This window comes from Haloarcula sp. H-hyl6, assembly GCF_056934455.1.
Map to the genome: position 1 here is coordinate 1,399,701 of NZ_JBRIIK010000001.1, position 17,929 is coordinate 1,417,629.

Genomic DNA, 17,929 nt, shown 5'->3' on the forward strand with positions numbered 1-17,929 from the left:
AGCGTGTCCGGACCGATTAAGGCGCGCCGCGCCGTATCGACGCCACAGAGCGGAGTAGAGCGATGGGGAACGGAGAACACGCACTGGTCGACACGAAGGGGAAGTTCGTGCAGGTCGTCAAGGACGGCCGGAAGCGCAACGACATCGAGTGGCTCCCCGGTCGCATCCTCCTCTCGAACAAGCGCCTCGTGCTGGCGACCAACGAGGGCAAGCGGACCATCCCGCTCTCGAAGCTCACCAGCGTCACGTCCAGTCAGATGAACCAGTCGCTCGCACAGGTCGACGGCTACGTCAAGGTACAGGCCGGGCGGGACGTCACCCTCGTCTCGGCGCAGGCCGCGGACGAGTTCGAGGAGGAACTGTACCGGACCCTGCTGGACCAAATCGTCGTCCTCGTGAAACACCCCGCCGTCGAGGGCGGCGTCGTCAGAGACACCGGGTGGGAGAAGACCCGCCTGAAAGTCGACGACGAGCAGGAGGACACGCTCAACCTCGCCATCGCCAGCGGCACGTTCGTCGAACTGGACATCGACGACGTCGGCACCGTCGAGGCCAAACAGAAGGAGATTCGCGGGGCCGAGCGACCCCTGCTCGAAGTCGAACACACCATCGACGGCACCAGCGTCGAGACGCACATCTCCGGCGGGGCGCGACACGTCTCGCTCATCGAGGGGCTGGTCCGGCAGGGCGAACAGCGCAACGCCGCCGAGGACGTCGACCTCGAACCGGAGGAGACGCAGGTGCTGATGGCGCTGTACTCCGGCATCTCCCCGTTCAAGATTCCCGACTTCGTGGAGATGGACGTCGACGACGTCGAGGACGTCTACGACCGCCTCATCGAGGCCGACATCCTCGAACCCGTCCGAGTCCGCCGCGAGGTCCAGTTGGAGGCCCGCGGCCGCTCCATCGCGGGCGACGCCATCGCCGACCAGTAAGTCAGGCCGGCGGCGAACTGCCCAACAGCCGTGCGTAGTGTACGTGCTCGCTGAGCGCCCGCGAAATCGGGAGGAGGAACTCCCCGGTGGTCGGGAACAGCGACAGGCCCGCCACGAGGAGGTACACCGTCGTCACGCCGGCGGCGACGCCGAGTGCAACCGCGCCGCCCCGGCGTGCGTCCCCGTTCAGCGTCCCGGCGACCGACCACAAGGCGAGGCCCGCGGCGACGGTCAACGAGACGAGCGCGAACAGTTGGACCGACTCGTCGAGGACCAACCCGCCGGCGGCGATGGCCCCGAGATACGCCGGCACGCCGAGGACGACAGTCACCGCGTAGGTGCGGGTCAGCCTCCCCGACTCGGTCGCGACGACTCGCCGAACCGGCGGCAGGCGGACGAGCCAGTAGACGCCGATGGCGTACAGCGGGTGGAGATATCGAACCGTCAGCATGTGTCGAAGCGGGAGTGACTGGAGGTACAGCCCCAGCAACAGGCCCACGTAGCAGACCGTGAACGCGTCGACGACGGGAGCTGGGGACCATCGGCGAGGATGTGGGTGGGAGCGGTGCCAGTCTGGCTCACGAAGCACGCGCCGCGCGGCCAGCAGAGGGTAACCCACGAGCGCGCCCAACAGCGGCATCGACGCCAACACGCTCAGATTGATTGCGGCGTCGCGCGTGGGCAGGAGCGACGGGACGTACCCGGTGCGGACGAAGATACGGAACAGTCGGCCGGGCTCGAGGAGTACCGCGTACGAGGTCACGAATTGGCCGACGATACGCGCGAGTGGGGCCGGTAGGAGCGTCGTTGCGCCGCCGGCACCCCCGGTGGACCCGTCGCCGCTGGCCTCACTCGACGCACCACCGTCTGCCGCCGTGGACGCGTCGGAGAGGACGTCCCCGTAGTACGGGTCGAGCAACCGCGGCGGGTGGAGCGGGTTCCCCGAGATGGCGACGTTCGTGAGAAAGAAGGGGAGCAGGGAGACGAACAGCACGGTCCCGATGGCGAAGAGCGACCGGAAATCGTTCGACCGAGCGGTCGGGAGGTCGGCGGCGGCGACGGCGACGAGCAGGATGAACCCGTGCGGCGCGTGGACCCACGTCAGCGGGCCGACCCACGCGTACGTCAGGGCGCGAAACCGGGTCACCGACCGAGGCGACTTCACCGTCCGACTCCGGTACAGCGTGTACATGGCGCAGACGACCAGCAGAGCCGTCACGCTGTGGCGCTTCGGCAGCGTCGCCCAGAACCCCACCGGCGTCGCCGCGATGACGGCGACGCCAGCGGCGACGCCGAGGCGTCGGTCGTACAGGCGCGTCACCAGTCGGTAGCAGACGACGGTGAGCAGGACTGCCGAGAGCGCCGTCGTCAGTTGGAGGGCCACCAACGGGAGCCACCACGCCGACAGCGGGGCCGCGAGCGATACCGAGGCAGCGAACAGCGTCACCCCGAGACCGGTGCCGACGAGCCGTCCCGCGTCGGGGCGTCCCAGCACCGACCCGAGGCGGGGACCCAACTGCACCACGGCGAACGACCACACGCCGACCAGCAACACCCGCACGTCGGCGACCAGCGAGAGGGCTCGCAGGGCGACGTACCACACCGCGGAGACGAGGACGACGCCGTAGTTTCGGCCGTAGACCCGGCCGTCGACGAGGTAGGTCCCCGGCGTGGCGCCGGAGTCGGGACCGTACACCGGTTGTGTGACGTGTAACTGCCCCTCCACGACGGCGAGCAGAGTGTTGGCGAAGGTGTACTGGTCGTTCGAGAAGAAGCCGAGGCGCCACGTCAAGCCGACCCAGACGAACGCCGACAGCGCCAGCGTCACGCCGGTTCGGTCGCCGAAGACGGCCCGCCACGCCGCGGTTCGAAGCGTCGACACCGCCACCGTCTCGCCGGCGAGCAAGCGGTCGGCGACGCTCATCTCCGGACCTCCAGCGTGACCTGCCGCTGGACGAGCGCCCTGTCGCGGTCGCCCGTCCGGACCCAGACGGCGACGACGGCGACGTAGCTCCCGTTCTCCACCCGGTCGGGGCTGACCGTCACGGGTCCGGGCGCCATCCGGAGTCTCCCCTCGCGCCCCGCGAGGTCGTACCTGCTGGTCGCGGTCAGCCACAGGCCGGGCACGTCGACGGTGTACCGTATCGAGGGCGTGCCGGTGACGTTCCCGACGGTGACGACGGCCGGCGGCGCGTCGACGTGGTAACGGCCGCTCCCGAACCGGCCGCGTTCGAGCGCGATGGTGTCCGTCGGTGCGGAGTCGAGGGTGACGGCGACGCTATCGTCGACCGACTGCGCGGGTTCGGCGCCGACGCCGAAGGACCCGACTGCGACGGCGGTGACCACGACGACCAACCAGAACCCGACGAGGAGGCGCCGCCCCATGTTACTCGCGCTTGGCGAGGCCCCTATATGACTGTGGTGGGGCGGTTATCAGACGAGAGAAAGGCGGCCGTCGTCAGTCGGCGGACTCCGCTCCGCCGTCGGTCATCGACACCGCGTCGCCGTCGGCGAGTCGGTCGAAGTCGAAGGTGGCGCTCGACACGCGAGCGCTCACGACGGCGAGGACGGCCGAGACGAGGAACGCGCCGGCGAAGGAGGTGAGGTACAGCGGGTCCGCCGCCGGCAGGAGGTCCCCGACGACGGGAATCGCCGTCGTCACGCCGCGGAGGTCCGGGAAGTACGCGAGGCCGACGGCGAGGCCGGCGAGGCTACTGCCGAGCGCGCCGGGACCGGTGAGTCCCCGGGAGTAGAGGCCGTAGACCAGCGGGAAGGCGACGGCGGCACCCAGCAGGTCCGCGAAGAAGAACAGGCGGAGGACGCTCCGAGCACGCAGGCTGACGTAGATGGCGGCCACGGCGACGACGACGGTGAGCGCCCGCGCGCCGAGGCGGAGCGTTCGGTCGTCGGGGTCCGCGAGCAGGCGGGGGAGGTCGGCAGTGACGAGACTCGCCAGCGCCGAGAACAGCGAGTCGACGGAACTCACGACCAGCAACAGCGCGAGGAGGACGACGCCGAGGAGGAGCCACTCGCCGAACGCGCTCTCGACGAGGACGAAGAAGGCCACGTCGGCGTTGTAGGCCGAACTGGAGACGTCGGTGACCACGTCGGCGTTGCCGACGGCGACGACGCCCAACAGCGCTGCCACGAAGACGAGCGTGCCGTTGAGGAGCGTCGCGTTGCGGAACCCGCGAGCGACGGTCCCGCCGTCTCGGCCGGCGTAGATGCGCTGCCACCACGTCTGGTTGACCAGTTCCGCGCCGAGGATGGCGAACGCGAGGGCCAGACCGAACTGCAGGCCCGGGAGGAAGTCGAGGTCGACGAGCGTCGGGTCGGCCGCGACGACGCCCTCGTACGCCCCGGTGGGACCACCCAGCGAGAAGACGACGCCCCCGACGACGAGTGCGAGAAGCGGGAGGACGAGGACGGCCTGTACGGTGTCCGTGGCGATGGTCGCACGGAGGCCGCCGTAGCCCGTGTACAGCAGGACGAACCCGCCGACCAGCACGGCCGTCTGCCACTGCGGGACGCCCGCGACCAGCGAGAGCGCCCCGGCGATGCCGGTGAGTTCGGCGGCGACGAAGATGAACATGTACAGGGCGCTGACGAGGACGACGAAACCGTACATCGCGTCGCCGTAGCGGGCGTGGGCGTACTCGGTGAGCGAGTGACCCTCCGGGACCAGTTCGCGGATGCGCGGCCCGAGTTTCGAGTAGACCAGCATCGGGACGGCCGTGCCCACGGTGTAGCCGACGGCGGCGGCGACGCCGAACCCGGCCCCGGCCTCCGGCGCGGAGAGGAGAATCCAGACGCCCATCGAGGAGGCCACCAGCGTCGCGGTGAGGCGGCGGCCCCCGACGGAGTCGCGGGCGATGAGGAAGTCGTCGGCCGAGCGGTCCTGCCCGCGGGTGACCCAGACGCCCAGCGCGGCGAAGGCGGCCAGCGTGGCGACGGTCACCCCGAGGGCGACGGCGGTGCTCACCACGAGCGGTCACCCCCGTCGACCGCCGCCCCACCACTGGCACCGCTCTCGTAGGCCGCGTCGAAGAAGGCGACTTCGAGGTCGACGGTCCGGCAGAACAGGTCGGCCAGACGGGCCTGCCGGCGCTCGCCGGCGGCCGCGCCCTCGCGGTCCAGTTCCGCGCGAAGCCACTCGACGAACGACTCGAAGGCCGGGCCGGCGTGGAGGTCGACCCACTCGGCGAGGTAGAACCGCTCCGGTCGGTCGCCGTCGCTCCCGCTCTGGTCTGTCGCCCACGCGAGGTACACCCACTCCGCCGGGACGAGGACGGCCAGCGTCTCGGCGTAGCCGCCGTCGTTCGCGGCCCGGAGGAGCAGGTCCCGGAACGCCGCCGTCGTCTCGGTCGGCGTCGGGTCCTCGTAGGTGGTTCGGGGCACCTCGAGGGCGTCGAACGACCGCTCGAAGTAGTCGTTCTCCTCGTCGGTCAGCGTCCCGAGGAAGTCCGCGAGGCGGGACTTGGCGGCCATCGACGGCGCGTCGCCGAGCAAATGCCCGAACGCCCCCACGAGCGTCTCCACGAAGGCGTAGTCCTGCACCAGATACCGGCGGAAGACGGCGTCGTCGAGCGTGTCGGCGTGCAGTTCGCGGGTGAACCGGTGGTCGGTGGCGTCGTCCCACGACGGCCCTGCGCGGTCGCGAAGCCAGTCGGTGAACCGGGGGTCCGTGCGGTTCTCGGCGTAGGCGGCGTAGGTGTCCGGCACCGCCGGGTCGTCGGCGGTCACACCGACCACTCCTCCTCGCGCCACGCGGCGTCCCAGAAGCGGTACTCGTAGCGGGCCGACGTCTCGAAGATGTCCCGGTAACGCGCACGTTCGTCTTCGGTGGCGTCGGCGGCCACGTCGTCCATCAGGTCCTTGCACCACTCGGCGAGGTCGGTGAACTCCTCGCCGGCGTACATCGCTATCCACGCGGCGTACTGCTCGTGGTCGGGGCGACCCCGTTCGTCCAGTCGCAGGGCCGTCTCGTTGAACCCCCACATGCAGGGGAGGAGCGCGGCCACGAGGTCGCCGAACGTGCCGGTGGCGGCGACTCGGACGAGGAAGTCCGTGTAGGCACGCGTCGTCGGCGACGGGTCGGTCGCTTCGAGGTCGGCCTCGCTGATGCCGAACTCGGCGGCGTACTCCCGGTGGAGGTCCATCTCCGTGTTGATGGTCGTATCGAGGAGTTCGGCGAAGGTCCCCATCCGCGCCAAATCCGGGGCGTTGGCGGCCCCGAGTGCGAACACCCGCGCGTACTCCACGAGGTAGACGTAGTCCTGTCGGACCCAGTAGCGGAATGGGGACTCGTCGAGAGTTCCCTCACCCAACCGTTCGACCATCGGGTGGTCGACGACGGCGTCCCAAATCGGGTCGCCCACGTCGGCCAGTTCGTCGGTGAAACTCATGGGAGATGGTCGTCGGTCCAGCGTGATATAACTTGTCGATACAATCGAGTTATAGAGCAGAGCGGCGATGTCGAACGCTTAAGCCGCCGCTCGTGCAACGGCGAGCCATGTCGCTCCGCCTGCCGAGCGAAATCGTCGTCGAGGACGTGCTGCCGACCCTCCGGGCGCTGTTGGCTCGCGAACTCGCCGACCACGGGCTGACCCAACAGGAGATAGCGGCGCACCTCGGCGTGACGCAGGCGGCCGTCTCGACGTACGTCAGCGGGGACCCGGCGCTGGAACCGCGCATCGCCGACCACCCGCGGACCGCGGCGACCGTCGAGCGAATCGCCGAGGGACTGGCGACCGACGAGATGGACCCCTACGACGCGCTCGCGGCCGTGCTGGAACTCGTCCGGGCCTTCGAGGACCGCGGCCCCATCTGTGAACTCCACGAGGAGGCGATGCCCGCCCTCGAAGGGTTGGGCTGTGACCTCTGTGTCCGCGGCGCGAACCCGGAACTCCGGACCGAGCGTGCGGTGCTGGACAGCGTCCGGGAGGCCAGCCGCGTCCTCGCGACGACGCCGGGTCTGGCCGCGTTCGTCCCAAACGTCGGCACGAACGTCGGGACGGCCCTCCCCGACGCCACCGCCCGCTCGGACGTGGCCGCCGTCCCGGGCCGCATCTACGTGATGGACAACAGCGTCGAGGTCCCCGCGAACCCGGAATTCGGGGCCTCAGAGCACGTCGCGACGACGATTCTCGCGGCGATGGCCGTCGCCCCCGAGCGACGGGGCGCGCTGAACCTCGCCACCGACGACGCCCTCCTCGCGGCCGCCCGGGACCGCGGCCTCGACACGATGGAGTTCGACGCCGGCTACGAGAACCGCGGCGACCGCCTCGGCGAGCAGTTCGAGGCGCGCGGCGCGGTCCCGGACGTGGTCTTCCACCGCGGCGCGTTCGGCATCGAACCCATCACGTACGTCCTCGCAGAGACCGGCGCGGACGCGGCGCGACTGGCCGCCGAGTTGGTCGAGGCGGCGACGGACGGGTAGCGGTTCGGAGTGCGGGAGCGCTCGGCGGTGTGGAAGCGGTGGCCGGGAGTGCGCTCCGTCGCACGACCCGGGGACAGGCAGGCCTGCCTGTGAACAGAGCATACCGCGAGCGAAGCGAGCGGTTTCGCCGTCAGAGCGCCGCGCTGACGAGCCCTGCGTTCGCAGGCGTTCACGCAGGACACCGAACTCGCGGCGTCGCCGCGAGTTCGGCCGTTTTCCCCGACGTTTTTGCAAGCGGAGGTGCCCGCAGCGCCGACGGCGCGAGGACACCCCCCGCAGTAAAAACGTGGGTTCCTAGACGTTGACGTCCTCGAGGAACCGGCTCGCGACGACCTGTCCCTTCGGCGTGAGCGCGGGCCCGTCGGGGCCGTCCTGAACGAGGCCGTCGGCTTCGAGGTCCTGGAGGAGCATCGACACCTCGGCGGACTCTTTCCCGAGGATGCTCGCCAGCGGCATCCCCTCCATGTCGCCGGTGGAGTACATCGCCACCAATACCTCCTTCTTGTCCTTCGTGAGGTCGACGTTCTGTAGCTCCTCCATCAGGCCGGAGTACTCCCGTCGGAGGTACCGGCCGAGGATGGCCATCTTCCGGGAGGAGGCGAGCGCCGCCAGCGTGGTCACCGCAGTCCCGTCCTGCATGTGCCGGACGACCAACACGGGCCGGGAGGCCCCGGCAATCTCTCTGGTCGTGCGGTCGAAGTCCGAGACGGTTTCGAGGTCGATGGCGAAGGTGTCGTCCCCGCGGCGGAACTCGACGGTGCCGGGGGTGAGAAAGAGGCGCGCCGAGCGAAACTCGTCGTCGGTGACGCGGCCGCCGACGCGGGCGCGCTCCGTGACCGTCGTCTCGGTGCCGTTGACGATTGCCTTGAACAGGAGCGTCCCGAACTTCTGTATCTTCTCGTCGTCGGCCTCGACGGCGGCGACGAGTCGCCGGCCGTTCTTCTCGAAGGCGATGGTCACCGTCGACTGGAAGAAGTTGCCGAGGTCCGGCGGGACCTGTCCGATGGCGATGTCGAAGACGGAGTCGAGCGGAATCGTCAGTTTGTCGTCCTCGCTGGCGGCCAGCACGAGGCGCTTCTGCGAGAGGACGATTCGGCCCTTGATGGGGTCACCGCGGCTGGCCATCTCCGAGTTGAACTGGCCCACGAAGTCCGCGATGACTGATTCCGACATGTCGCTCGTAGTGGCGGTTACAGCCGCCGGTCTATTGAGCGTTTCGCGCCAGTATCAGTCGGGAAAACCGGCCGCATCGGTCCTATCCGTCGAGGTCCTGTGCGATGTCCGACAGCGACGAGTCGGGGCCGTCGGTCGCGGTGTAGACGACGCGGGTCCCGGGCGTCCGGAGGCCATACTCGCGGCCCGCGGTGACGACGTCGAGGTGGGCGGACCCGCCCAGCGAGACGTTGCCGTCGGCCACCCACTCCGCGAGGCGGTTCTCGCCCTCGCGCTCCCGAGCGAGGCGTCGGTTGTCGGCGACGTGCGTGACGACCGTCTCGCCCTCGATGCTGGTCTCGACGGCCGCGTGGTAGCCGTCGCCGTCGAGCGCCATGTCGACGACGTCGCCGTCCTGCAGGTCGACCGCGTCCGTCAGGACGACCCGCGGGCGGTTGGTCCGCCCGATGGCCTCGACGGGGACCCGGTGGGTCTCGACGGCGTCGTGGTCGCTCGGAACGCGCTCGCTCACTCGTCGTCGGCGCCGAGCAGGTCGTCGACCGACTCGCTGCCGCGGCCGACGATTTTGGCGTTGATCTGGCGCGTCTCGTCGCTGACTTCGCGGCCGCGGATGGTGATGCGCTTGCGCTCGCCGTCGGTGGTCGGTTCGAAGCCGACGCCGCCGTCGGACATGATGGACGTCGTCTGGGTCCCGCGGACGTCCGGGCGCATCGGTCGGCCGGCCGTGTCCGAGCCACCGGTGAGTTCGAGCGTGTAGCCGTCGAGGCCGACGGCACCGGCGTCGACTTCGTCGCCGAGTTCGCGGCCGATGAATCGGTTCGCGTCCTGTCCGTCGACGTCGATCTGGTACGTGTGGCCGCTCTCCGGGTCGGAGACAGCGACAGTGAATTCAGCCATACCTATTGGCACTCTATCGCGCTTCAAAAGCGCATCGAAGCGTCGTGGCCGGCCCGACGGGTGTCACCGTGTCCCGGGACGACGCCACCGACGCCCCGTCGCCGGTGACACTTACTGGTTAGGTGGTCCCGACACGGACCCTCGTCGTGTCTGTGCTACCACGATGGCTACGACGGCGACAGACGAGCGAACGGACGACAGCGCAGTGGGTGACCTCGGCGACGCGATGGCGACGCTCGGGGGGTCGATGGACGAGTTGAGCGACGACCTCGACTCGCTGGGGGCGGCCGTGGCCGACCTGCAGGCGTCGACGCGGCGTGCCAGCGAACGACAGCGAGCGGTGTCGGCCTCGCTCGACCGGGCGGCCGAGCACCTCGCCGGGACTACCGAGTCCGCCGGGGAACCCGGTTCGGGTGCGACCGACCCGGCCGCCGGAGCGCGTGCCCCCGCCGACGATTAGCGCTCCTCGGCGGCGACGATAGTGGTGATGCGGGCGTTCTCCTTCAGTCTGAGACCCGCACCGCCGACCGAGAGCGGGATTCTGGGTAGGGTATCGACCTGTAGCGTCGGGTGGGTCGCACCGCGTTCGAGGAGTTCGGTCCGGGGTTGGAGCGTCACCGTCGCCTCGCCGGTCAGCGACTCGTTGAACTCGACGAGGTACTGTCCCTCCCGGAGCGTCCACCACTCGTAGTCGTCCTCGGGGTTTCGCTTCTCGCTCGCGTGCGGGACGGTCCCCGCGGGTTCGAGTTCGCCGCCGCCGAAGTCGATGCGGCCCGGGTCGGCCACCTCCGACACCGCCGCGACGGTGAGGTCGAAGCCGGGGCTGTCGGTTTGGGTCGGTTCGTGGACGACGTCCGTGACGTACTCGGCGAAGTCGGACATACGCGACTGTGACGGTCCGACCGCGCAAAACTGTGGGGGCGGCGTTCAGGAGACGTCGATGACTCTTCCCCCGCGCTCCCGGTCGTCGATGGGCAGGGTGACCTCCAGAACGCCGTCTTCGATGGTCGCAGAGATGTCTGCCTCCCTGACCGGTCGCGGGACGCCGAGCGACCGGTGGAAGACGCGGGTCCGTTCCCCCGGTTCGCGGTGTTCGGCCTCGACGTGCAGTCGCCCGTCGTGCCACCGCAGTTCGACGTCCTCGCGGTCGAAGCCCGACAGTTCCACGAGGACGACGAACGCGTCGCCCTCACGGTACAGTTCGACGCCCTTGGCCGGGTGGTGGGTCGCCATAGCTGTAGTTTCGCCCACTGGATTCAAAAAGCTAGAGGGCCGGCGAGAACGCCGTGCTTTTGCGTTCCGAACGACTCCGGGCGGGTATGAGCAAGCACGCGGAGTTTCTGGCGGGCGAACGGCCCGACGACGTCCTCTTTTTCCTCCACGAGGACGCCGTCTCGAACCCCGGCGCACTGGCGGAGTACGCCGAGACCGTCGAGGACGGCCACGTCCTCGTCCTCCCCGGAGACGACGGGCGCAGCGCCTTCCAGTCGGCCACCGGCATCGACCCGATGGGACTCGCACAAGAGGCGATGGGCACCGACGGGACGGTTCGGGACGACCTGACCGGTGCGGTCTGTCCCGTCGAGGCAGAGGAACCCGAGGAGAACCACACGGCGCGGTTCGTCTTCGCCTTCGCCGAGGCCCAGAACGAGGACGTGGGCGGCCTCTACGCCGAGGGAGACGTGATTCACGCCTACGCCGTCTGTGCCTGCGGCGAGCGCTACAGCGACAAGTGGGTCGTCGACGAGTAATCGCGCCTCGACCCGCTACCGCTCGGTGTCGACGCCTTCGTCTTCCTCTTCGGGCAGGCGCTTGAACGCGTCCACGATGGCCTGTTTCGCCACCGCACCGTGGGTCGTCCGAGTCCACCTTTTTCCGGTTCGGGTGAGCACACGGCGCTCACCGCTCACCGCAAAAACGTGGGCGAAAAAGGCGCTCGCTCCGCTCGCGTCCAGTCTACCGCTCGGTGTCGACGCCTTCCTCTTCCTCTTCGGGCAGGCGCTTGAACGCGTCCACGATGGCCTGTTTCGCCACCGCACCGTGGGTCGTCCAGTGGTGGGCGTAGTCCATCATGTCGTCGTAGATGTCCGGTTTGCACCCGGCCGCTTTCGGGTGGCCGCCGCCGTTGACCTGCCGGGCCACCTCGTGGGCGCGCTCGAAGTTCTCGGTGCCGCGAATCGACGCGGACCCGGCGGGCTTGACGACGACGGCGGCGTCGGCACCCCGTTCGCGCAGGGCCTCGGCCACCTCGTTCTGCGAACAGCGGCCGTAGGTGACGCCGACGGTCCACTCGCCGACCTCGCGCAACTCGGCGCGGTCGACGGCCTTCTCGATGAGCGCCTCCTTCTCGACGCGCTTCTCGTCGAGGAACTCGTGGACCTCCGGCGAGAGGTCGGGGCCGTGTTCGGCGACGGCCTCGATGTACTCCTCGGGGTCCGACCAGTACGAGAAGTCCGCCAAGTCGTCGCTGCGCTCGTCGTCCCGAATCCAGAGGTCGTGGTCCCGCGTGACCGCCGCGAGGTCCGCCCACCGCTCGTCGAAGGCGTAGTCCAGTTGTTCGAGGGCAACGTCGGCGGTACACACCTCGTCGGAGTCCCCGACGGTTCGCTCGACGCCCGCCTCGTCGACTGTCTCGCCGAGGGCGGCGTCCCACTGGTGGTGGTCGAACCACGCCACGCGTTCGACGCGGGCGACGAGGTCGGAGAGCGCGCCGAGGTCCGACTCGCTGTCCGGACAGAGGTCACAGACGTAGACGGTCGCCTCCGGTTCGGCGTACTCGGCGGTCCACGCCAGCGCCTCCTGCAGTTCGTGCGGGCCGGCGGGAAGGAGTGCCCCCTCGCCGTGGGCCTCTCGAACCAGCGCGGTGCAGGCCAGTCCGTCGGCGTCGGGGTCGGCGATGACCACCACGCCGGCGTCCGCGAGCGTCTCGGCGGCCTCGGCCTCGGCCTGTTCCTCCTCGTACGAGTCGGGGATGAAGAAGCCCTCGCCGGGGAGGACAGACTTGCGCTCTACGGAGAGGCGGTCGTCGTCGATGAGCCAATCGTCCATGCCCGTTCATGCTGGCGGCCGGCAATGAACCCCGCGGTCCGTCTCAGAGCGACCAGCGTGCCCTGCCGGGCGTGTGGTGGACCCACGTGTCGTCCGACCGCAGGAGGCGCGGGTCCCGCCAGCGAAAGCGGGCGTTCGCCGTGTAGCTGAACGTCTCACCGAGTCCGTCGGGAACCACCCGGCACCGCGAGCAGGCGGTGAACGACTGGCGCGTCGCGTCGGACTCGGCCGTGAACACCTGCCGCGCGGCGTTCCGCGTGGGGGCGGTCCGGTCTCGAACTGTCAGCCCATCGGTCGACAGGACACCCGGGCCGGTCTCGTCCAGTCTGGCGTCGAACTCGGCGGCCAGAATCACCCTGTCGGCGCGGTACCGGTCGTCGCCGTTCGCCGCCCGCCCGCTCCAGATGGTCGCCTCTGTGTCGACGTACAGCGCTGTCGCGTCGCCGGCGTCCCGGTACGTGAGGCTGTCCCGCCGGTCGAACCCGCCCACGTCGTTGTGGCCGCGAATCCGCGCCATCCCGACGAACGCCCCGTCGTCGGGGACCTGCACGAAATCGAACGGGACCCGACAGTCCGGGTGCGGGGGGTCCAGCGTCTCTGCGAGCGCCCAGGGGACGTCCCGTGGGAGCGTCGCACCGACGAATACGTGCGTGTCGAGGCGGCGCTCCCGCGGAACCGCGGCCGCGACGCGCGTGTTCGGGTTCCAACTCCGACTGCAGAAGCCGTAGCTGGCAGGCAGTCGCTCACAGGCCCGAAAGAGCGTCCCCGGTGCACCACGCCCGACGACAGCCGCTGGCGTTCCGGCGGCCAGCGACTCGGCCACCCGGTCGCTCTCGTCGGCACCGTAGACGGCGAGACTCGCGTCGGTCGGGTCGTCGCTTCGGTCCGCGTCTGTCTCGGGGAGCGCGAGTCCGTCCGCGACGAACAGCGTCTCGCCTGCGAGTGTCGGCCCGGTCGGGGGAGAGCCAGTTGGCGGGTCCGAGGAGACGGCACGACACCCAGCGAGTGAGCCGAGGGCGACGCCGGTCGCGGCCAGAAACGCACGACGGGAGTTGGACGGCATGGCTCGGCGTTCGACAGCAGTCCCTCTGTCTGTTTCGGTGAGTGAAAACCGCGCTAGAGCTACACCTGTTCGCGCTCGGGGTTGGCCTCGCCCTCTAGCTGGCGGACCGACAGCACCGGCATCGGGGCCTGTCGGACGATTTCCTCGGCGACGCTCCCGAGCAGGAAACCGTGTTCGCCGTGTCGCCCGCGCGTGCCGGTGGCGACGACGTCGGCCTCGTGGTCGATTGCGTACTGGCAAATCTCGTCGGCGGGGTCCCCCTCCCGAACCGCGGTGACGACCTCGTCGTCGGCCTCGGCGGCGGCGGCCTCCCTGACGAACGAGAGGGCGCGGCCGCCGGTGGTCGCCAGTGCCCGCTCCAGTTCCGCCCGGACCTCCTCGGGCGTCGACTCGACTTCCCCCGAATCGACGACGTACAGGGCGTGGACGGTCGCGTCGAAGTGCGCGGCGAGGTCGAGGGCCGCTTCGACGGCCCGCTCTGCGCTCCCGGAGCCGTCTGTCGCGATGACCACCGTGTCGAACATACGGCGGGCTACCGCGGGTACGACCAAAAAACCGCCCCATCGCCGGCACAGCGCCGACCCTGCGGGATGGGGTGGCTTTTTGTCCGGTCCGGTCACAGCAACTGGTGATGGACATCGACCTCGTGCTCGTGCCGGTCGACGGCAGCGACCGGTCCGAACGGGCGACCGAGTACGCTATCGCCATCGCCGAGCGATACGACGCCGACCTGCACCTGCTGTTCGTCCTCGACGAGCGCCTCCGGCGGGACATCGACGACGGCACCGTCGACGCCGAGGCCATCGCCGAGGAACACCGGGCGTTCACGGGCCGGGTCCGCCAGCAGTTCCGGGACGCCGGCCACGACGGGGCGCTCGACACGTCGACGGCCACCGCGTTCTCCGAACACCGCCTGATGCAGACGCCGGGGAGCGTCGTCCTCGACGTGGCCGAAGACGTAGATGCGGACTTCCTCGTCATCCCGCGAGAGAGCGGGGGCGGCGACGCCGTCGGCCGCGCCGCCCTGTACGTGCTGGAGTACGCGAGTCAACCGGTGCTGTCGGTCTAGAGCTGTATCGACATCTCTATCTCGAAGCTCTCGGCGTTGCTCGTCTCGAAGCCGACCTTCCGGTAGAGCGCGATTGCGGCGTCGTTCCAGCGTTCGACCGTGAGCCAGACCCTCCCGATTCCCTCGCGCTGTCCCTGTCCCAGCAGCGTCTCGACGAGCGCGGTGCCGATGCCAGCCCCTTGGAACGACTGGAGGACGAAGATGGCGAGTTCGTGTTCGCCGTGGCGGTCCGGCACCAGCGTCGCGTGGCCGACGACGTTCGCGTCGTGGCGCGCGACGACGTTGACGCACTCCTCGTCGAGAATCGTATCGAGCCACTTTCTGATGGCCTCCTCCTTGGCGGGCGGGATGCCCTGCGCTCGGTCGGCCGGGTCGAAGTCGACGTACATCGACACCAGCCCTTCCCGGTCGCTCTCGTCGGCCGGCAGGAACTCGACGTCGCGGCCCTCTCTGTCGGTGACGGTCCGGGGCGGCGCGGGGAACTCGCCGGCCGGTTCGTCGGGGTACGTTCGCGTCATCGGATGAGCGTGACCGGCGTCTGTGCGTTCAACAGGACGAACTCGACGACCGAGCCGAGTTGAATCTTTCCCAGCGTCGAACGTTCGCCGCCCCCCAGTACGATGCGGTCGAAGTCCTCGCTGTCGGCGATGTCGACGAGTTGGCTCCCCGGCGCGTCGCCGCCGACGTAGCGTACCGACGCCTCGAACCCGGTCTCGGCGAGCGTCTCCTCGACCCGTTCCCGGACCGCCTCGGCGTCCGTGTCGGCCTCCTCGTTGTCGAATATGGCGACCGTCAGGTCGTCGCCAGTCTCCTCTGCGCGCGCTATCGTCTCGTCCAGTGCGTGGTAGGACAGTTCGCTCCCCCCGACGCCGAGCAGGATGTTCATACGCGGTCACTCCGGCGGCATCGCTCAAAAAGCCACCTGACGCCCGGACGCCCGCGGCCCGGCGTCCGCGGGCGATACGCTTTTTCGGCGCGGGCACACAGAGACGGCCATGACAGAGGGCGTGCCGCCGGAGGGAGACGAGGAGCCGACGCGGGTGGTCCAGCCACACGAACCAGACGACGCACCCGGCGAGGGGTCGGACGCCGACGCCGCAGACACCGCAGACGCCGGCGTCACGCCCGCCAGCGACGTCCCCGAGGACGTCCAGAAGTACGAGCGGTTCACCAAGATAGAGGGTGGCACCTACGACCGGGCCAACGAGTTCCTGCGCGAGCGGACGTACGTCACCGCCCGCGAGTGGGCCATCGCCCGCCTGTGTGCGGACTTCCGGACCGAGACGGGCGTCGAGATGACCAAAATCGGCGAGAACCTCCCCGAACTCGTCCCGTTCATGACCGACACGTACACGCCGCAGGCGGTCAATCAGGCCCGGGCGTCCTTCGAGGAGAAGGTCCGCAAGGCCGGTGCGACGTTCCTCTACGGTGCGATGTCCGACTTCTTCACCGCCGAGGAACTCGACGACGTGATGTACGAGGCCACCGAGGTGGCGAAGTTCCTCCTGGAGGTCGAGGGCGTTGACCTCGCCGTCGAAGAGGAGATGGAGGCCGAAGACCGCATCTCGACGGTCATGCGCGAAGTCCGCGAGCACTCGGCGGCGCTTCGGCACGACGAGGTCTGTTGTCCGGAATGTGGCCACGAGTTCGACGTCGACGACGAGTGACCGGCGAGGACGTGGTTAGCTGACCCCGAGAACCTTCCCGCACTTCTTGCAGCGCCAGACGTCGCGGATGTCGACGCCAATCTGGATGCGCGGCGGTCCCTCGCCCTCCTCGACGAGGTTCAGTTCGTCGACCTCCTCGTGTTCGAGGTCGTCGGTAGTTTCGAGTTCCGCTCCGCAGTTCTCACAGCGTGGCATGGGTCCGTATCACCGCGTTGACGTAAGACCACAGCTCGATTATGCGTTGTGGTCACACACCACGGAAACCGACATATAACCGGCTCACTCCAGCACTTCGCCGTCCGCGTCGCGGACGTTCTCGCCCTGATGCCCGTAGAAGACGTCCTCGTCGGGGTCGCGCTCGTACACCATCGTCCCGCGGACCATCGTCCACTCGGGGAAGACGGCCTCTAGGCCTTCGAAGGGGGTCCAGCCACACTCCGTGTGGAGGTCCTCGCCGCGAATCTCGGTCGTCTCGGTGGTGTCGACGAGTACGAGGTCGGCGTCCTTGCCGGGTTCGACCGCGCCCTTCTGGGGCACGTCGAACACGTCGGCGGGGTTCGCGGCGGTGAGGTCCCGGACCCGTTCGTAGGTCAGGGCGGTGTCGGGGTCCCGGGCTTCCGCCAGCAAGAGCGGCAGGACCGTCTCGACGCCGGGCACGCCCGACGGAGCGTCCCAGATGCTCGCGTCCTTCTCCTCGCGGGTGTGCGGTGCGTGGTCGGTCGCAATCATGTCGACGGTGCCGTCGGCGACCCGGTCGTACACCTCGCGGCGGCGCTTCTCGCGGCGCAGCGGCGGATTCATCCGCCCGAACGTCCCCAACTCGCCGAGGTCCTTCCGCGAGAGCAGGAGGTGGTGGGGCGTCACCTCCGTCGTCATCCCCGCGTCGGCGGCGATGTCGATGCCCTCCGGCGTCGACGTGTGGGCGATGTGGATGCGGGCGTCCATCCGCTGGGCGGCCTCACAGGCCCGCTCTACGGCCTTCGCTTCGGCCTCGGCTGTCCGGTACGCGCTCCACGCGTCCGCGTCGTCGCGGGCGCGGGCGTCCTCGTTGAAGTAGTCGGCGTCCTCGGCGTGGACCGTGACGGTGACCCCCTCCTCGGTCGCCAGTTCGAGGGCGTCCTCGAAGAGGTCCGTCTCGATACCCATGTCGCCCGTCGAGTCGGCGAGGAACACCTCGCCGAGCGCGAACAGACGCCGGCGCAGGAGGACGTTCGGTATCCAGTCGGCGGTGACGCCGCCGTTGATGCCCCAGTCGACGACGGAGTCGGCGGCGAACTCGGCCTTCCGGTCGAAGGCCTCGCCGTCGACGGTCGGTGGGTCGGTGTTCGGTTGGTCGACGACGGTGGTGACCCCGCCCGCCGCAGCGGCCCGGGACCCGCTCTCCCACGTCTCTTTGTGCGGGTAGCCGGGCTGTCGGAAGTGGACGTGTGCGTCCAGCATCCCGGGGAACAGTCGCTTGCCCGTCGCCTCGATGGTGCCTCCGTCGTCGGGAGCGAGGTCGCGGCCGACCTCGGCGATGGTCTCACCACGCACCCGGACGTCCCGTTGCCGGCCGTCCGCGAGCGTCGCGTTGCGGATGAGCATACCGTCTCTCGTCCGGGCGCATCCCTAAGTGTCTCGGAAGGCGCGCCGTCCGAC

The 17,929-nt window shown here is 69.4% G+C and carries 24 protein-coding genes; 6 read left to right on the forward strand and 18 right to left on the reverse strand.

All coding sequences use genetic code 11. The features are described 5' to 3' along the window. Nucleotides 1-62: 62 nt before the first annotated feature. Nucleotides 63-935, forward strand: coding sequence for a CheF family chemotaxis protein (locus Hhyl6_RS07340; RefSeq protein WP_483738560.1), 873 nt, complete (start codon nucleotides 63-65; stop codon nucleotides 933-935). 1 nt (nucleotide 936) lies between these two features. Here Hhyl6_RS07340 and Hhyl6_RS07345 read toward each other — a convergent pair whose 3' ends face one another. The 5 genes from Hhyl6_RS07345 to tenA form a co-directional block, all read right to left on the reverse strand. After that, on the reverse strand, nucleotides 937-2,859 hold the full coding sequence (locus Hhyl6_RS07345) for a hypothetical protein (RefSeq protein WP_483738561.1): 1,923 nt from the start codon (nucleotides 2,857-2,859) through the stop codon (nucleotides 937-939). After that, complete coding sequence (locus Hhyl6_RS07350) at nucleotides 2,856-3,320, reverse strand: hypothetical protein (RefSeq protein WP_483738562.1); 465 nt, start codon at nucleotides 3,318-3,320, stop codon at nucleotides 2,856-2,858. The genes Hhyl6_RS07345 and Hhyl6_RS07350 overlap by 4 nt, the downstream gene beginning before the upstream one ends. Before the next feature lie 73 nt (nucleotides 3,321-3,393). Continuing rightward, the gene (locus Hhyl6_RS07355; RefSeq protein ID WP_483738563.1) at nucleotides 3,394-4,920 is read right to left on the reverse strand and encodes a sodium:solute symporter family transporter; all 1,527 of its coding nucleotides are present in this window, start codon (nucleotides 4,918-4,920) and stop codon (nucleotides 3,394-3,396) included. Then, a complete protein-coding gene (locus Hhyl6_RS07360; protein WP_483738564.1) occupies nucleotides 4,914-5,678 on the reverse strand; it encodes a TenA family protein in 765 nt (254 codons plus the stop codon). Before Hhyl6_RS07360 ends, Hhyl6_RS07355 begins: the two co-directional genes overlap by 7 nt. Next, nucleotides 5,675-6,340, reverse strand: coding sequence for a thiaminase II (tenA, locus tag Hhyl6_RS07365; protein WP_483738565.1), 666 nt, complete (start codon nucleotides 6,338-6,340; stop codon nucleotides 5,675-5,677). Before tenA ends, Hhyl6_RS07360 begins: the two co-directional genes overlap by 4 nt. Before the next feature lie 107 nt (nucleotides 6,341-6,447). Between tenA and Hhyl6_RS07370 the strand changes: the two genes are divergently transcribed. Beyond that, nucleotides 6,448-7,374: a thiamine-phosphate synthase family protein gene (locus Hhyl6_RS07370; protein WP_483738566.1), complete on the forward strand. Its 927-nt coding sequence runs from the start codon at nucleotides 6,448-6,450 to the stop codon at nucleotides 7,372-7,374. Between the two features lie 294 nt (nucleotides 7,375-7,668). Here Hhyl6_RS07370 and Hhyl6_RS07375 read toward each other — a convergent pair whose 3' ends face one another. The 3 genes from Hhyl6_RS07375 to Hhyl6_RS07385 all read right to left on the reverse strand — a co-directional run bounded on the left by Hhyl6_RS07375 (nucleotide 7,669) and on the right by Hhyl6_RS07385 (nucleotide 9,444). Beyond that, nucleotides 7,669-8,547 (reverse strand): CheF family chemotaxis protein, encoded by an 879-nt coding sequence (locus Hhyl6_RS07375; protein WP_483738567.1) that lies wholly within the window; start codon nucleotides 8,545-8,547, stop codon nucleotides 7,669-7,671. Nucleotides 8,548-8,629: 82 nt separating this feature from the next. Then, nucleotides 8,630-9,058, reverse strand: a complete 429-nt coding sequence (locus tag Hhyl6_RS07380; protein ID WP_483738568.1) for a DUF7112 family protein — start codon at nucleotides 9,056-9,058, stop codon at nucleotides 8,630-8,632. Continuing rightward, entirely contained in the window at nucleotides 9,055-9,444 is a 390-nt protein-coding gene (locus Hhyl6_RS07385; protein WP_483738569.1) for a 30S ribosomal protein S6e, read from the reverse strand. The genes Hhyl6_RS07380 and Hhyl6_RS07385 overlap by 4 nt, the downstream gene beginning before the upstream one ends. A 163-nt stretch (nucleotides 9,445-9,607) precedes the next feature. Between Hhyl6_RS07385 and Hhyl6_RS07390 the strand changes: the two genes are divergently transcribed. Beyond that, nucleotides 9,608-9,904 carry a hypothetical protein gene (locus Hhyl6_RS07390; protein WP_483738570.1) on the forward strand — a complete coding sequence of 99 codons (297 nt, stop codon included), beginning with the start codon at nucleotides 9,608-9,610 and terminating at the stop codon, nucleotides 9,902-9,904. Here the strand turns inward: Hhyl6_RS07390 and Hhyl6_RS07395 are convergent. Next, on the reverse strand, nucleotides 9,901-10,326 hold the full coding sequence (locus Hhyl6_RS07395; protein ID WP_483738571.1) for a dCTP deaminase/dUTPase family protein: 426 nt from the start codon (nucleotides 10,324-10,326) through the stop codon (nucleotides 9,901-9,903). The genes Hhyl6_RS07390 and Hhyl6_RS07395 overlap by 4 nt on opposite strands. A gap of 45 nt (nucleotides 10,327-10,371) precedes the next feature. Beyond that, nucleotides 10,372-10,677 (reverse strand): Hsp20/alpha crystallin family protein, encoded by a 306-nt coding sequence (locus Hhyl6_RS07400; protein WP_483738572.1) that lies wholly within the window; start codon nucleotides 10,675-10,677, stop codon nucleotides 10,372-10,374. 86 nt (nucleotides 10,678-10,763) lie between these two features. Here Hhyl6_RS07400 and Hhyl6_RS07405 point away from each other — a divergent pair, with 86 nt between their 5' ends. After that, entirely contained in the window at nucleotides 10,764-11,195 is a 432-nt protein-coding gene (locus tag Hhyl6_RS07405; protein WP_483738573.1) for a DUF5807 family protein, read from the forward strand. Between the two features lie 15 nt (nucleotides 11,196-11,210). On the opposite strand, the gene Hhyl6_RS07410 is transcribed toward Hhyl6_RS07405, so the two are convergent. The 4 genes from Hhyl6_RS07410 to Hhyl6_RS07425 all read right to left on the reverse strand — a co-directional run bounded on the left by Hhyl6_RS07410 (nucleotide 11,211) and on the right by Hhyl6_RS07425 (nucleotide 14,079). Further along, nucleotides 11,211-11,336, reverse strand: a complete 126-nt coding sequence (locus Hhyl6_RS07410) for a hypothetical protein (protein WP_483738574.1) — start codon at nucleotides 11,334-11,336, stop codon at nucleotides 11,211-11,213. Nucleotides 11,337-11,400: 64 nt separating this feature from the next. Continuing rightward, the gene (locus Hhyl6_RS07415) at nucleotides 11,401-12,492 is read right to left on the reverse strand and encodes a DHH family phosphoesterase (RefSeq protein ID WP_483738575.1); all 1,092 of its coding nucleotides are present in this window, start codon (nucleotides 12,490-12,492) and stop codon (nucleotides 11,401-11,403) included. A gap of 43 nt (nucleotides 12,493-12,535) precedes the next feature. Next, nucleotides 12,536-13,555 carry a hypothetical protein gene (locus Hhyl6_RS07420; protein WP_483738576.1) on the reverse strand — a complete coding sequence of 340 codons (1,020 nt, stop codon included), beginning with the start codon at nucleotides 13,553-13,555 and terminating at the stop codon, nucleotides 12,536-12,538. Between the two features lie 59 nt (nucleotides 13,556-13,614). Then, nucleotides 13,615-14,079, reverse strand: coding sequence for a universal stress protein (locus Hhyl6_RS07425; RefSeq protein ID WP_483738577.1), 465 nt, complete (start codon nucleotides 14,077-14,079; stop codon nucleotides 13,615-13,617). Nucleotides 14,080-14,186: 107 nt separating this feature from the next. On the opposite strand from Hhyl6_RS07425, the gene Hhyl6_RS07430 reads away from it, so the two are divergent. Further along, nucleotides 14,187-14,624, forward strand: coding sequence for a universal stress protein (locus tag Hhyl6_RS07430; RefSeq protein WP_483738578.1), 438 nt, complete (start codon nucleotides 14,187-14,189; stop codon nucleotides 14,622-14,624). On the opposite strand, the gene Hhyl6_RS07435 is transcribed toward Hhyl6_RS07430, so the two are convergent. Next, complete coding sequence (locus Hhyl6_RS07435; RefSeq protein WP_483738579.1) at nucleotides 14,621-15,142, reverse strand: N-acetyltransferase family protein; 522 nt, start codon at nucleotides 15,140-15,142, stop codon at nucleotides 14,621-14,623. The two genes, Hhyl6_RS07430 and Hhyl6_RS07435, sit on opposite strands and share 4 nt — an antisense overlap. After that, a complete protein-coding gene (locus Hhyl6_RS07440; protein ID WP_483738580.1) occupies nucleotides 15,139-15,510 on the reverse strand; it encodes a universal stress protein in 372 nt (123 codons plus the stop codon). Before Hhyl6_RS07440 ends, Hhyl6_RS07435 begins: the two co-directional genes overlap by 4 nt. A 109-nt stretch (nucleotides 15,511-15,619) precedes the next feature. Here Hhyl6_RS07440 and Hhyl6_RS07445 point away from each other — a divergent pair, with 109 nt between their 5' ends. Continuing rightward, on the forward strand, nucleotides 15,620-16,291 hold the full coding sequence (locus Hhyl6_RS07445; protein WP_483738581.1) for a DUF5806 family protein: 672 nt from the start codon (nucleotides 15,620-15,622) through the stop codon (nucleotides 16,289-16,291). A 15-nt stretch (nucleotides 16,292-16,306) separates the two neighbouring features. Here the strand turns inward: Hhyl6_RS07445 and Hhyl6_RS07450 are convergent, their stop codons facing one another. Together Hhyl6_RS07450 and Hhyl6_RS07455 are read right to left on the reverse strand one after the other, a co-directional pair. After that, nucleotides 16,307-16,486 carry a hypothetical protein gene (locus Hhyl6_RS07450; RefSeq protein WP_483738582.1) on the reverse strand — a complete coding sequence of 60 codons (180 nt, stop codon included), beginning with the start codon at nucleotides 16,484-16,486 and terminating at the stop codon, nucleotides 16,307-16,309. Between the two features lie 84 nt (nucleotides 16,487-16,570). Beyond that, nucleotides 16,571-17,875, reverse strand: coding sequence for a dihydroorotase (locus Hhyl6_RS07455; protein WP_483738583.1), 1,305 nt, complete (start codon nucleotides 17,873-17,875; stop codon nucleotides 16,571-16,573). Between the last annotated feature and the right edge of the window lie 54 nt (nucleotides 17,876-17,929).